Source organism: Paractinoplanes abujensis (genome assembly GCF_014204895.1).
GTDB classification, from domain to species: domain Bacteria; phylum Actinomycetota; class Actinomycetes; order Mycobacteriales; family Micromonosporaceae; genus Actinoplanes; species Actinoplanes abujensis.
In genome coordinates this window covers 57,452-71,385 of the sequence record NZ_JACHMF010000001.1, presented here as the reverse complement: position 1 = coordinate 71,385, position 13,934 = coordinate 57,452, and the positions used below count along the sequence as shown (strand labels likewise).

At 63.1% G+C, this 13,934-nt stretch carries 8 protein-coding genes; 1 reads left to right on the top strand and 7 read right to left on the bottom strand.

What is annotated here, in order from left to right; translation table 11 throughout:
* Positions 1–798: 798 nt before the first annotated feature.
* The 3 genes from BKA14_RS00310 to BKA14_RS00300 all read right to left on the bottom strand — a co-directional run bounded on the left by BKA14_RS00310 (position 799) and on the right by BKA14_RS00300 (position 2,612).
* On the bottom strand, positions 799–1,335 hold the full coding sequence (locus tag BKA14_RS00310) for a hypothetical protein (protein ID WP_184948953.1): 537 nt from the start codon (positions 1,333–1,335) through the stop codon (positions 799–801).
* Between the two features lie 375 nt (positions 1,336–1,710).
* On the bottom strand, positions 1,711–2,235 hold the full coding sequence (locus tag BKA14_RS00305; protein WP_184948952.1) for a DUF6036 family nucleotidyltransferase: 525 nt from the start codon (positions 2,233–2,235) through the stop codon (positions 1,711–1,713).
* Positions 2,232–2,612 (bottom strand): hypothetical protein, encoded by a 381-nt coding sequence (locus BKA14_RS00300; RefSeq protein ID WP_184948951.1) that lies wholly within the window; start codon positions 2,610–2,612, stop codon positions 2,232–2,234. The genes BKA14_RS00305 and BKA14_RS00300 overlap by 4 nt, the downstream gene beginning before the upstream one ends.
* Positions 2,613–3,793: 1,181 nt before the next feature.
* Here BKA14_RS00300 and BKA14_RS00295 point away from each other — a divergent pair.
* Positions 3,794–5,722, top strand: coding sequence for an AIPR family protein (locus BKA14_RS00295; protein WP_239093723.1), 1,929 nt, complete (start codon positions 3,794–3,796; stop codon positions 5,720–5,722).
* A gap of 359 nt (positions 5,723–6,081) precedes the next feature.
* Here BKA14_RS00295 and BKA14_RS00290 read toward each other — a convergent pair whose 3' ends face one another.
* From BKA14_RS00290 to BKA14_RS00275, 4 genes are read right to left on the bottom strand one after another with little or no spacing between them, the layout of a single operon-like run.
* Complete coding sequence (locus BKA14_RS00290; RefSeq protein WP_239093684.1) at positions 6,082–7,623, bottom strand: serine/threonine-protein kinase; 1,542 nt, start codon at positions 7,621–7,623, stop codon at positions 6,082–6,084.
* Between the two features lie 10 nt (positions 7,624–7,633).
* Positions 7,634–10,672, bottom strand: coding sequence for a type I restriction endonuclease subunit R (locus BKA14_RS00285; RefSeq protein ID WP_184948949.1), 3,039 nt, complete (start codon positions 10,670–10,672; stop codon positions 7,634–7,636).
* 1 nt (position 10,673) lies between these two features.
* Positions 10,674–11,966: a restriction endonuclease subunit S gene (locus tag BKA14_RS00280; RefSeq protein ID WP_184948948.1), complete on the bottom strand. Its 1,293-nt coding sequence runs from the start codon at positions 11,964–11,966 to the stop codon at positions 10,674–10,676.
* Positions 11,963–13,924, bottom strand: coding sequence for a type I restriction-modification system subunit M (locus BKA14_RS00275; RefSeq protein ID WP_184948947.1), 1,962 nt, complete (start codon positions 13,922–13,924; stop codon positions 11,963–11,965). The genes BKA14_RS00280 and BKA14_RS00275 overlap by 4 nt, the downstream gene beginning before the upstream one ends.
* Between the last annotated feature and the right edge of the window lie 10 nt (positions 13,925–13,934).

The window sequence follows — 13,934 nt, the reverse complement described above, 5'->3', positions numbered from 1 at the left end:
CGAAGCCGGGCCGCTGAGATTCACCCTGCCGAACTGGCGTATCCAACCACCCTAGGAACGCTCAGATCTTGGCTCCACAACGTTCTCAGCGGGCGGCTCAGACGCCCGCTGAGACGGATTCACTCCCACGTCCAATTGAACTACCCCATACGCAGAACGGACGCGAGGGCCGTTCTGCGCGGCCCAGACCCGCTCTCCACGGAGGCACTCACCATGCGACTCAGGCTGTTAAATGGCGCCGAGCCTGCCGCCCCGACCGACGCCGAACTGATCACTACGGAAGAGTTGGCGAAGATGCTGCGAGTCGACCCGTCGAGCATCCGACGATCCTAGTGACGGCACTGTTAGCCGCCTGCTTCGCAGTTACCTGCTCGCGGGCGAAGTAGGCAGCACTCTCCTTGGCCGCCCTCCAGATGAAGCGGTACATTTGGCCGATCGAGTACCACTTGAGAGCGCGCCGGAATACGTCGTCCGTCTTCTGCCCCGGCGTGAATGCTAGGCCGTGGCGATCGAGCATATAGACCAGGTACGCCTTACACTCTGCCACCGCCACATCGAACCAGAAGGCAGAGAACTGATCAGTCCAATGGTCAGACCAGTTTTCGCGAGGCGAAACGCTTGCGAAATTACTTATATAGGTGGCAACGCGCAGGTTGAGCGGTCCAGCGCCTCGAATGTAGTACGGGGCGCGCATGGTATAAATCTCGTCGCCGAGGGACCCGTCTTCTTTCCGAGTGAAGGAGTCTGAGGTTGACGACGGGTGCACCCGCAACAGCCCTTGGTCGATCAACGAGCTAACTAACGACGCGTCATATTCAAACTTGGACTTAGTTGGTCATCGCGGGCGACAACCGGCGTAGTAATACCTTCGGTGACTTCTTCCGCGTCCTCAAGCAGCGCGGCAAGGGCGAAGGCTGCCGGCATATCTAGATCTTCCGCACGTATTGACGACTCGTCGTCCCTGACTTGGTGCCGCCGCCGGATAGCGGCCACCAGCTCTGCGTCCGCTCGCTCGCGTGCTTCCGCCAGCCGTCGTCGCTCGCCCTGAATGCACGATTCACACCGACCAGGCGTATAGCGTGTACCCGACGTCCATTGTGCACGAGAACGGTAAATAAAGCCTCGCTCGCATCCACTACAGCAACGTTGAAGTGATCGGGCGAAACACGCTTTACTAACGATCTTGCTGATTCTATGCGAAGGCTCGCCAAAGAGGTCCGCTAGATGCTTGACCGTGTGGGTGAACGCACCATCGTCGGTAGTGCTCCAATACATCAAGCAAATCTCGGCCAGGTGCTCATGGTTCGGGTCGACCTCGACCTCGAACTCCGGCACGCACCCTCCTGGCCCCGTAGCGGACTACCGCTCAGCGACCGTCGGACGGTCCTGGTCCCCAAGTGGTCCCCACCGAAGCCAGGGCCGGATCCTCATGTAACCGAAGACCCGGCACCTGACCTCGTGTAATACCTCGGTCGGGCTGACAGGATTTGAACCTGCGACCCCTTGACCCCCAGTCGCGTCACAATTCGGTTAAGCACTGCCAGCAGGTGCCTTTAAATACTCAGATTAGGACAGAACGGCACCGCAGTGCCACCAACTTTCGCCCAATACCGGAGAATCTGATCATCACTGTAACCAGGGGTGTGACCACAGCCAGTCAAGTGCGGCGCCTGTCGTACACGCCGACAGAACTGCACGCGCTTCACGTGATCAGGAGGAGAACAGATCTTCAAGCATGGCTTGCGACCTGGGCGAAAGGCCTTCGTCAGGGAAGAACTGAACACATATATCGAGCGCTGCCTTGAGCGTCGATATACCGATGATCGACGCGAGTGCGCGAAGGTCGTCCTCATCGCGGCTACGGGCCGCGAATGCCTTCATTGCAAATACGTGTTCGGGCGACGCTGCCATCACTCGAATTCCGGGGTGGTCGAATACCTCACGCTTTCCTGCGTCATTCTGCGTCGAGACGTACGCGCTGGCCTGCTCGTTGAGCCACCAAGGCGGTAATCCCAACGTGTCTGCCACGTTGCGGGCTTCCTCCAGGACGACGCCATGCGGTACGAACGTAGCGTCTACGTCTCTGGTCACGCGGTTGGCGTCGTATGCCAATGCCATCGCTGCGCCGCCGACGATGAACAGGTCGGCCACGACACCTCGGCGGACCAAACGATCGCCCAGCGCTGAGAAAGCGCGCTCGAGTTCGGCTCTGCCGAGAAGTCCATCATCAGTCATGCGGCATCCAGGTCACGTACGGACAGGTAGACGCCATGCTTGCGAAAGGCTGCTGGCGCCCAGACGAGCGCCTCCATCCGCTTCGACGGCAACGAGGACGGAAACCACGGCGTCGCAAGCACACGAGACCTGGCCCATTCAGGTGGCGATCGGTCAAGTTTCGCGGCAAGGTGCTCCGCCAACGCACCGAGCAGAACGTCCCACCGCGCGTCACCTGTCAAGGGCGGCTCGTGGACGAGTAGCTCAGCCTGCTTGTCGGCCGACTCCCACCGATATTCCTCAAGAAACTCCCAGACATGTTTCCATCGGACCTTGGAGTCAAGCTGGCGAGATAGGTGGCCGGCCAGGTCTACCAGGGTCATGGGTTGATAGGCCATGATCGACTACTTCACCTCCCGTTTCGGTTCGACCTTGATCCTACGAGCTCCAGCTATTCGGGGACGATCAACCCAGCCACTTGGTAGGCCTGCCCCAGGGCGGAACACGCTGCCGTACTCGACACGGCAACCACTTCCGGCGCCATCATGAACCGCCACATGACCTGCTGGTACGTCCGGCGGGGGCCTACTCCACCCCGTCGAGGCACGAGTGGCCGACATCTGCCCTACCGTCTGAGAGGTGATGGACGACCTCGTCGCGGGTACCAGTGCCGCGCCGCACGACTGGGCGGCTGGGCGACGGCCGGCTCATCCACGACTAGCCGTACCGCCTGCGCCGTGAGGGAACTGGCGCGGTCCAGTAACGGCGGACATACGCGACGGCTGCAACCTGAGCACCGATGAGCCAACCGGGGAGAGGAAGCGTCCTGGCGAGGGCCGGCGCCTGGTCGTGCGTAGCGCTGGATCACGGGTTGGGCGCTGACGGCGGCACGGCGATGAATCGCCGGGTCGCGATAGCGCAGGCATGGTTCTATCTGGTCAGGGTGTTGTGGCCGCTGGTGCACTTCCGATCGTTCGGTACGTCAGGGGTCCCCACCGCGACCGCTTCCAAAGCTAAACCGCCGGAGCTTGTTCGCCGCGGTGGGCCTCGACCCTGGTGGTCCCCGACCGAGGTGGATAGTGGCCGTGCCCACTGCCGCCGCGGCGCTGATAACTGGACTCGCTTACCTGCCCGGGCTACGCGAGATCCTCGTCGCTGAGGCGTGTGCGGAAGCGGCGGCCCCAGAGTCCTCGTGGCATGATCAGTCAAGGCCTGTCGACCCCCGGCCAGCTCTCCGCACTTGATTCACCTTGCAGCAGGTGCCAACGTGGACGGAAGACGTTCCGCCGCCCTCGACCGGGGGTGCCACGGCGACGGCACTTGACGATGCGCTAACCGACTCGGGGGAAAGTTGACCTCATCGCATGCCTCCAGGCCCATCACGAGCTCGTCATCAGCGCCGCGCCAAGTAAGACTCATCGAAACAGCATTGCGCCGTGAGTTTGAGGGCCTAATCGATATCTCGGACATCACTAACCCGGACCCCGGGGAGCAGGCTCGCAACTTCGCATCCCGCGCACTGGCCGCCATGCTCGTCCAGCAGAGGTCTGGTTGCGAGGCAGCAGAGGCAGCAAATTTGGTGGTCGACGGACGCGATGACTACGGCATCGACGCCGTGGCTATCGGTCAAGCCAATCCGCAGCTGTGGCTGATCCAGACGAAGTGGAATCGGAACGGCCAGGCGAGTATAGGAGTAGCCGATGCATTAAAGATGATAGAAGGGCTGGAAAAACTAGACCACCAGGACTACAGCCCGCTAAACGCCAAGCTGCAGGCACTGGCACCACGTATTAAGGGAGTGCTCGACCAAGAAGACGCGCGCATCACTCTTCTCATCGGACTGATGGGGGTCCAGAGCCTATCCACAGATGTCACACGACGTCTGGACGAGGCATGCGCACGGTTCAACGGCTTCGGACCGATGCTCGACTACGAGGTCTGCTTGGCGCCGGAGATTTGGGGCATCGTGCAGGCCGGCATCACACCGCCCAAGGTCGACCTTACGGTGAAGATGCAGGAGTGGTTCCGCAGGGCTTACCCGTTCGATTCCTACTCAGGTAGCGTTCCGGTAGGTGAAGTAGCCGACTGGCTCGACGAACACGGCGATCGGCTATTTGAGGGGAACATTCGCAAGTCTCTTGGCATAACGCGCGTAAACCAATCGGTTGTCGAGACCCTGCAGGTTGAACCCAGCCGCTTCTTCTACTACAACAACGGCATCACCATTCTCTGCAGAGGCATCGAAGCCACGCCATTCGCGCGAACCTCTCCGCACGGCCCTATCAGCCTCAAGCTGACCGATGCCAGCGTAGTCAACGGGGCACAGACCGTATCCGCGGCCCTGGAGGCGATGAAGCGCGATCCAGCGACTCTGGAAGCTGCTTTCGTGACGGTCAAAGTTATCGCCACGGGCAGAGGCGCGGACGACATAGCCAACCAGATCACCAAGGCCACCAACACGCAGAACCACGTCGAACGACGTGACTATGTCGCACTGGACCCCGTGCAATCCAATATCAGGGATGACTTCGCGCTGACCTTGCAGAAGACATACACGATCAAGCGGGGCGAGATCGAACCTCCGCCCGAGGCGGGTTGCTCTGTCGTTCATGCGGCGATCGCTCTGGCATGCGCTCATCACAATTCCGAATTGGCCGTCCGAGCAAAGCGTGATCCGGACCTGCTCTGGGAAGAGGGCCCGGCCGGCGCATACCGGCTGCTGTTCCACCCTCAGCCCTCTGCACTTCAGATCTGGCGGTCCGTACTGCTTCTCCGCGCTGTTCGGACCACGTTGCACGAGTGCCGGGCGCAATGGGAAGGTCGCGCGGGTTCAATTGCTGAGCATGGCGAGTTCCTTATCGCTCACCTCGTCTTCCAGGAGCTGGGACGCGACGGCGTCGACAATCCCGAGTTCGAGTGGGAGGACGTGTTGGCACAGGCTCCGGAAGCCACTCAGAACGCGGTCCGCCGACTCGTGAACGCGGTCGATTCGCATTATGGAACGACCTCTTTCATCACAAGCACACTGGGAAACCCCGAGCGCTTCAGCTTTCTTGCGCAAGAGATCCTGGCCGACGGCCGGGCCGGTAAGCCGGTTCCGGCACTCCCGGACAGCTACATCCCTCGGGCGCCACGGCAACGTACGCGGCGCCCTAATACGGTATCGATTTTGGTGGATGCCGGGCGCATCAAAGAAGGCACGCCTCTGGAATTCCGGCCGATCGGCGGACCGGAAAGGCAAGCCATTCAGTCGTGGCTGGAGGGAGATTCACGCCGGACTCAGGCGACGTGGGTGAACCATCGCACAAAACCGCTCCTGTGGGCAGTGGACGGGCAGCGTTACTCCCCGACCGGCCTGGTCCAGCGGATCTGGGCGACAGCTGGATGGAAAAATGCGCCGATCGCCGTTCAGGGTACCGCGCAGTGGTTTCTTCCCGGCGAGGGTTCATTAGTGGGGCTGGCGGAGGCGATACTGCGAGCAGAAGAGCAGCAACCCGAGGCCAACTAAGGAACCTCGATTCCCTGGACGAACCGGAACGCCGCTGCCGATAAGCGCATTCAGAACGGCGCCATTCATCACGTCATCCCGCACAGATGGCGCATCGATAAAGGATCGATACTTGGCGCCAGCAAGAGATTCGGGTGTAATGCGCCCGAACTATCCCGATTCTCCTTCAGAAAGAGCTATGGGCAAGACCGTGCGACGTGACGCGTCGAAAGGCGCGTTTCAGAACTCGGTCGACCAGTCCGCGTGGCAGAGGTGCCGTCACCCCGGACGAGGACGAGTCTTAAGGCAACGAAGCCGCTTGAGTCCGGGACTGGTGATGCATCGCCGTAGGCTCCAGCGACCCACCGCCGACTGCCTGGTTACCGGCCACCCGCCAAGGCAACTCGTGACAAGTGATCGCGGACCGCTTGTACGTCCTCGATATCGGACGGCTCCGATCCCGGTTGCGCCTGCATGTCCCTCAGCAGCGAATCAAGGACTTCCAACGCCTCGCGGAAATGCCCGCGGCCGCCTTCGATCAGGGCAACCTGATGGCGCAACGGGTAGCTCGCCGGCCCAGGATCGTCGGCCGCCAAGCTCCTGAGGGTTCGGAGCGCCTCCGTCGCCTCCCCGAGCTCGGCCTGGCACGTCGCGACCTGCTGCCGGCACTCCCGGATCAGCTCGTGGTCCGGCCCGTATCGCGCCCTCAGGTCGGTGATGAGCTGCTCGATCACGGGTAGAGCGGTGCGGTAATCTCCGGCCAGCACCAGCATGCCCGCGTAGTCGAGGCGTGCTTCGAGCACTTCAGGTGACCGCTGCCCGTAGATCGGCGCCACGTACCGCAGCATCGTCGCCAAGGCGTCGGCTGCCTGACCGAAACGTTCGTCGTCCGCCAGGGCGAGAGCCTGGTCGCGTACGTCCTGCAGCTCGTCCAGGCTCGGAACGCTGGACGGACCGGACGCCGCGTTCTGCGGCCGCGTCGTCGGCGCAGTGTCTCGCGGTAACGGCCCGAAGGGGAACCGATACGGCGACGTCGGATCCGCACCACCCGGCGCGACCCCCCGCTGCCCCGCCGGCACGTCGCCGGCCGCCCACTGCAAAAGTCGGGCATAGACGGCTGCCGCGGATTCTGGGCGTTTTAGAGGGTCTTTGGCCAGCAGGGCGACGACGAGGTCGTCCAGCTGAGACGGCACGTCATCACGGCCGTCGGCCGGGTGCGGGATCGGCGCCTCGAGATGGTGGTGCAGCATGCCGAGAGGGTTGTCAGCCTGGTATGGCGGATTGCCGGCCAGGAGCTCGAAGAGGATGCAACCGAGGGCGTACAGGTCGGCCCGCGGGCCGACCGAGGACATGCCGAGCGCTTGTTCGGGCGCCATGTACGTGGGCGTGCCGAGCAGGTCGCCCGTGACGGTGAGCCGTGGCATGTCGGCGTCGAGGACGGCCGCGACGCCGAAGTCGAGCACCTTGACCAGGCCGCCCGGGCCGAGGATCAGGTTGTTGGGCTTAAGGTCGCGGTGCACCAGCGAGGCGGCGTGCGCGGCGGCCAGCACCGAGCAGATCTGGGCACCGATAGCCGCGACCCAGGGCACCGGCAGAGGGCCCGTCTCGTCCATCAGGTAGCTCAGGAGAGTGCCCGGCACGAGTTGCATGACGATGAACAGCTCGTCGCCGAAAACCCCGGTGTCATGCACCGTGGGCACGCCGGGATGATCGAGTCGCGCCGTGACGCGGGCCTCGCGCCGGAAGCGGTCGGCGACCGCGTGACGGTCCGCCTCGTTCACAAGGCCAGGCTTGAGAAACTTGACCGCGACCGGGCGGTCGAGCCGCTCGTCGTAGCCGGCCCAGACCTGCCCCATGCCGCCGCTGCCGATCGGCTGTGTGAGCTCGTACCGATCGGCTATCCGCGTCCCCGCCTGCAGCACTTTTCCCCCGTCAGGTGAGGCCGTGCTTGCGACGAATCAACTTGTACGCCTGGCTGCGGCCCAACTGGTTCATACGCTGACGCAACAGGTCATCGTCCAAATAGCGCTGCATCAGTTTGCCGTTGTCGTCATGCCGATTCAAGATGACCGACTCGATGTGCCGGTCGAAGACAACCCCGAAGTTGCCCTCGTCGTTGACGAGCGCCGCGGCCTCCACCGTGGGGTCCTCGGCCATCGCGACGATCTGCTGCTCGTACCATATCTTGTCGGCGTCGCCGAGACCGAGCCCGAACCGGTCGTTGAGCTCCTCGATGAGCTCGGAGAGAGCGACCTTGTCCGGGTCGTTCTGCGGGCCGGCGCCACCGCCGGTGAAGCCCGGCAGCATCTGCTCCCCTTCGGCCTCCAGCGACGCGTCGTGCTCTCCGGTCTTGCTGACCCGTAGGTGGGTGAGCTGGACCTCGCCGATGTCTACCGAGGCGTCCTGCCGGCGCGGCAACCGATTCAGCAGCGCCCGCCCGTACAGGTAGAGCCGCTCAAGATGTTCGTCGTGATAGGGCACGACCTGGCTGAGGAATGCGTACATCCGCGTGTAGTCGCGCAGGGCGGCCCGGAAGGCATCGGCCGCCTCCGGGTCGTCGGCGGCCAGGGCGACGTAGCGGTCCCGCGCCGGGTCGGTGAAGCGGTAGAGCGCCGCATGCGCCTTCTGCAGTGCGGCGTCGGTCTTCGCCTTGCCTTCGGCGGCCAGCAGGGCTTCGACGTACGCCTGCATCTCCGACTCCACGAGCAAGGCGTACGACATCACGGAGTTCTCGGCCGTGTAAAGCAGGTTCGGATCCGTCGGCATCGTCGCGGCGGTCTCGAAGTACGGCTTGAACTGCTCGGTGATGTCGGTGGCCTCGTTGACGAAGTCCAGCACGAACACGTCGTCCTGCATCTTGAGCGGGTGCGTCCGGTTGAGCCGGGACAGCGTCTGCACCGCGGCCACACCCTTGAGCGACTTGTCGACGTACATCGTGGTGAGCAGCGGCTGGTCGAAGCCGGTCTGGTACTTCTCGGCTACCACGAGGATCTTGTACTCGACCGGCTGCTTGGCCTTCGGCGTGCCGGCGTGCTTGTCGTCCGCGGCCGTGTAGCCGAACTTCTCCGGGAGCTCGCTCTCGCCGAAGCCGTTCAGCTTGGCCTCGGTCATCTCGATGCCGTCGAGCTGCAGATCGCCGGAGAAGGCCACCAGCGGATCGCATCCGGCGTACTCGTTGGTCGCGATGTACTTCTTGATGGCCGTGTAAAGCTTGGCCGCCGCCTCCCGCGACCCGGTCACCACCATCGCCTTGGCCCGGCCACCCACCCGCGGCGCGGTGTGCCGGCGGAAGTGCTCGACGATGATCTCGGCCTTCTGCGCCATCATCGTCGGGTGCAGCACCGCGAACCGGGCCAGCTGCGACGCCGCCTGCTTCGGGTCGACCTCCGGGTCCTCCGGATTCTGGTTGGCGAGCTTCCAGTACGACTTGTAGGTCACGTACTGCCGCAGCACGTCGAGGATGAAGCCCTCCTCGATCGCCTGCCGCATCGAGTACGTGTGAAACGGGTGCATGTTCCCGTCCGTGCCCAGCGTCCCGAACAGCTCCAGGGTCTTCGGCTTCGGCGTCGCCGTGAACGCGAAGTACGACAACGTCTCGTGCCGTCCCCGCGCCAGTGCCGACGCGGTGAGCAGGTCGCCGTCGTCGTCGATGTCGTCGCTACCCTTGCGCAGCAGCACCTTCTTCAGCGAGGCGGCGTTGTCGCCGGACTGCGACGAGTGCGCTTCGTCGACGATCACCGCGAATCGCTTACCGCGGAGCCCGTCAACCTTCTCGAGGATGAAGCCGAACTTCTGCATCGTGCTGATGACGACCTTGGCGGCCTCACCGGTCAGCGCGGCGGCGAGCTGATTGGAGTCCTTGTCGATCCGCTGCACCACACCGGGCACATGCTCGAACTGGAAAACCGTGTCCTGCAGCTGCCGGTCCAGCACCACCCGGTCGGTGATGATGATGACCTTGTCGAAGACCGGCTCGTTCGCCTTGATGTTCTTGTCGGGGATCGCCTGGGTCGTATGCAGGCTAGACAACCGGTGTGCCAACCAGGCGATGGTGTTCGACTTGCCGGAGCCGGCCGAGTGCATGACCAGGTAATTGTCGCCGGACCCGTGCGCGGCGGCGTGGTCGGTGAGCGTGGTGACGGCGTGCCACTGGTGGTAGCGCGGGAAGATCAGCGCCCGCGACTCCTTGTTCGTGTGCAGGAACCGCCGCATCAGGTCCATCCAGGTGTCCGGATGCCAGATCTGCTCCCACAAGTAAGCGGTCCGGTAGTCGTCGGCCGACGGGTTGCCCGCACCACCTGACACTCCGGGCCCTTCGGAGCCGGTGTTGAACGGCAGGAAGCGGGTGCTGTCCCCAGCCAGCTTCGTGGTCACGAAGACAAGGTCAGGGTCAACGGCGAAGTGCACAAGGATACGCCGGGAGAAGAGGAGCTCCCTCGGGTCCCGGTCCTTGCGGTACTGCTCCTTGGCATCCTCGACGGTCTGGTTCGTCAGCGGGTTCTTGAGCTCCGCCGTGGCGAGGGGGATGCCGTTCACGAAGAGGACGAGGTCGAGGCTCTTCTTCGGGTCTTGGGCCGAGTAGTGCAGCTGCCGGGTCACGCTGAGCCGATTGGCCCGGTACAGCTTTGTCGCGTCATCGGTGATCGAGTGCGCCGGCTTGAAGTACGCCAGCTGAAACTGGATGCCCTTGTCCTTGATGCCGCGCCGCAACACGTCGAGCGGCCCACGCTCGTCTATCTGCTTGGCGAGGTACTCCGCGAAGTGCCGCTGCGTCTCGGCGACGTCGTTGCCGTGATAGGCGACGAGCTTCAGCCAGGCCTCGTTCTGCGTGGCCCCAACAAACGCGAACAGCTCCGACGTATCGAGCCCCAGGCTCCGGTCGTAGTTGGTCCGGATCCCTTGCGGCCAGCCGCTACCGAGCAACGACTGCTCGATGGCCGCCTCGAACGCACCCTCCCCGTAAACCTTCACATCAACCCACTCCCCGCGCCGCAGTCACATCGATCTGCCCGGTAACCGTCGCCGTAATCAACGCCTGCCGCCGCTCGGCCAGGAGGCTCAACCTTCTCGTAAGAGCCGCACACATACTCGACTGATTTTCGCGTTCCGTGTCAATTGCAGCGACGATGTGGCGCTGCTCACGTATTCTAGGGGCTGGAATCCGAAGGCTTCGGATCACGTCTTGACTGATATTCGGTTGTCCACCGCCGGAGGCGAGGCCGATGATTTCCTGCCGCTGCGACAGGAACCAGTAGAAGGCGTATTTGCTGTCGATTACCGGCGACTCCGCAAGTACGCAGCACGCCTGATTGACGCACGCCCGCATGCCGAGAATGCCGAGGCGGCCGATGGTCGCTCCATACATCGCCACGACAAGGGACCCCGGTGCGTAGGTCTTGAGCGCGGAGAAGTCGCGTAAGGCAAGCTGAGTCACAGATCGCTTCACGTCAACCACTGGCCCGTCGCGCAGGTCACCTGTGTTGACCCAGGGAGAGCCGTCGCCGAAGTAGTCGGCGTTGCTTGACGTAGGTGTCGTTCCACTGCCTGTTCGGAAAACACGCCCGACTCGATGCAGACGCCAATCTTTGTGCATATGGGGCATCCACGAAACTCCAGTCCGCCTCGAGTCGGGTTCGCCGGTGCCAGTGGTCATGACGCGAGCGAACTCGATCCCGCGCTCCTCAATAGCCGATAGTTGCCGTGCCGTCAAAGAAGACAAACGATCGATTGAGGATGTAGCAGCGTCGAGGAAGTCGGCGATGCGCCGCTGCTCCTCCATCGACGGGGCTGGCATTCTCAGCTCCTCGATGTCGGGCATGTAGATCGTCTTGTGCGTTGAGCCAGCCGCAACTCGCCGAAGATCTGGTGCCATCGCACGCAGGACGTAAAGGAGATATTTCGGGTGAAGCCGTTCCCCGCAGGTCCAGGTAGCGAAATCCTGACTCGTGGCCATATCCCGAGCCATGATGCCGGAGAAACCCACGGAGGCGGTGCGAGATAGCATTACTGTCCCCGCAGGATGCAATACTGCGGCCGAGTTGACCAGACCAAGTTTGCTGATCATGTCCTTGGTCTCGTGCACGTAGTCGACCGTGCCACCGCGAAGCTGCCAGACATCGGCCAGCGTCATCCAAGGCGTATCGCAGTCCTCCCAATACTCTGGGTGTTGACGGCTTGGTGTGTGCCCCGTTCCGAGCCTGGCAAGGTATCGGATCGGGACGGTGGGCCAGCGCGAGTTGGTCAGCCAAGGCGCCACCCGATTCATTTCGTCACCTCGCCGAGCAGCGCCTGGATTTCCGCCTCGAGTGACTTGATTTCGGCGTCGATTTCGGCGAGCGGGCGGGGCGGCTGGTAGACGTAGAAGTAGCGGGTGAAGGGGATCTCGTAACCGATCTTCGTTTTTGGCTCGTCGATCCAGGCATTCGGGACGTGCGGGAGGACTTCGCGCTTCAGGTAGTCGTGGATGTCCTCGTTCAGCGGGACGTTCTCGTTGTCGCGCAGGTCGGCGTCCGGCAGCGGCTTGCCCTTGCGGTCGGTCTGCACCTCGCCTTCCGTGTCGTTGACCGAGAACGCATCCCACACGGCCTTCTCCACATTGGCCGGCAGTTTGCCCAGTTCTGCCAGCTTAATCGCGAACTCTGAGCGGCTTGTCGCGGACGTCCCAATCATCGACTTTGCCGAGACCAGCAGGGAGTCGCTCTCGTCATACTTGATGACAGCCTTGGCGGCGGCGAGCAGGTCGACGGTCTCGTCGGTGATCTCGAAGCGCAAGCGCAGCGGGCGCTCGACGGTAATGCGCTGGTAGCCGAAGTCGGTGGTCTGGAAGACCTTCACGTTGCTGTGCAGCTCGTGCGGCGGATCGTCGGCGATGGCGAGCGCATCGACGTAGGCGCGGGTGAGAGCGACGATGTGGTCGTCGTTAAGCATCTTGCGCTTGTCGCCGAGGCTCTTGCGCATCTTGACCCAGTAGTCGCGGCCGTCGAGCAGCACCACCTTCTTGCGCCGAGAAGGGGTCTTGCGGTTCGTGAGAATCCAGAAGTAGGTGCTGATACCGGTGTTGTAGAAGAGCTGATCCGGCAAGGCGACGATGCCCTCAAGCAGATCGTTCTCCAGTATCCAGCGGCGGATCTCCGACTCTCCCGAGCCGGCCGCACCCGTGAACAGTGGCGATCCGTTGAAGACGATCGCCAGGCGGCTGCCGCCGTCCTCGGGGCGCTTCATCTTCGAAATCATGTGTTGGAGGAAGAGCAGCGACCCGTCGTTGATCCGGGGAAGGCCGGCGCCGAAACGGCCCGCGTGGCCACGTGCCGCCTCGTCCTTGATGAACTTCTCGACCTTCTTCCACTCCACGCCGAACGGCGGGTTGGCGAGCATGTAGTCAAACTTCTCGCCGTCGTGGCCGTCCTGGCTGAACGAGTTGCCAAACGCGATCTTGTTTGGGTCGCCGCCCTTCATCATCATGTCCGAGCGGCAGATCGCGTACGTCTCGCCGTTGAGCTCCTGGCCGTACACCTCGACCGTCGCGTGCGAGTTGTGCGCCTCGATGTGGTCCTGCGCCTCGCTCAGCATGCCGCCGGTGCCGCAGGCGGGGTCGTAGATCTTCCGGACGATGCCGGGCGTGATCAGATCTTCCTCGTCCGGCGCCAGCAGCAGGTTGACCATCAGCTTGATGACCTCACGCGGGGTGAAGTGCTCACCGGCGGTCTCGTTGCTGATCTCGGAGAACTTCCGGACGAGTTCCTCGAAGAGGTAGCCCATCTGGTGGTTGCTGACAACCTCAGGCCGCAGGTCGATCTCGACGAACTTGCTGACCACCTGGTAGAGCAGCCCGGCCTCGTCGAGCCGGGTGATCTGCGCGTCGAAGCCGTACTTGTCGAGCACGTCGACCGCGCCGGGTGAGAAGCCACCGATGTAGGACCGCAGGTTCGTGGCCACATTGTCCTGGTCGGCAGTCAGGGAGCGGAAGTTGAGCGGGCTGATGTTGTAGAAGCCCAGACCCGCCACCTTACGCAGCACCGGATCCACGTTCTTGACGCCGGCCGCGGAGAGCGACTCGTAGCGGGCGAGCACCTCGTCCTTGGTCGGCTCGAGGACCCAGTCGAGGCGACGCAGCACGGTCAGCGGCAGGATGACCCGGCCGTACTCGGACTGCTTGTAGTCGCCGCGCAGCAGGTCGGCGACCGACCAGATGAAGTTCGCCAGTTTCTGGTGATCGGTACTCACCCGTGGGTCC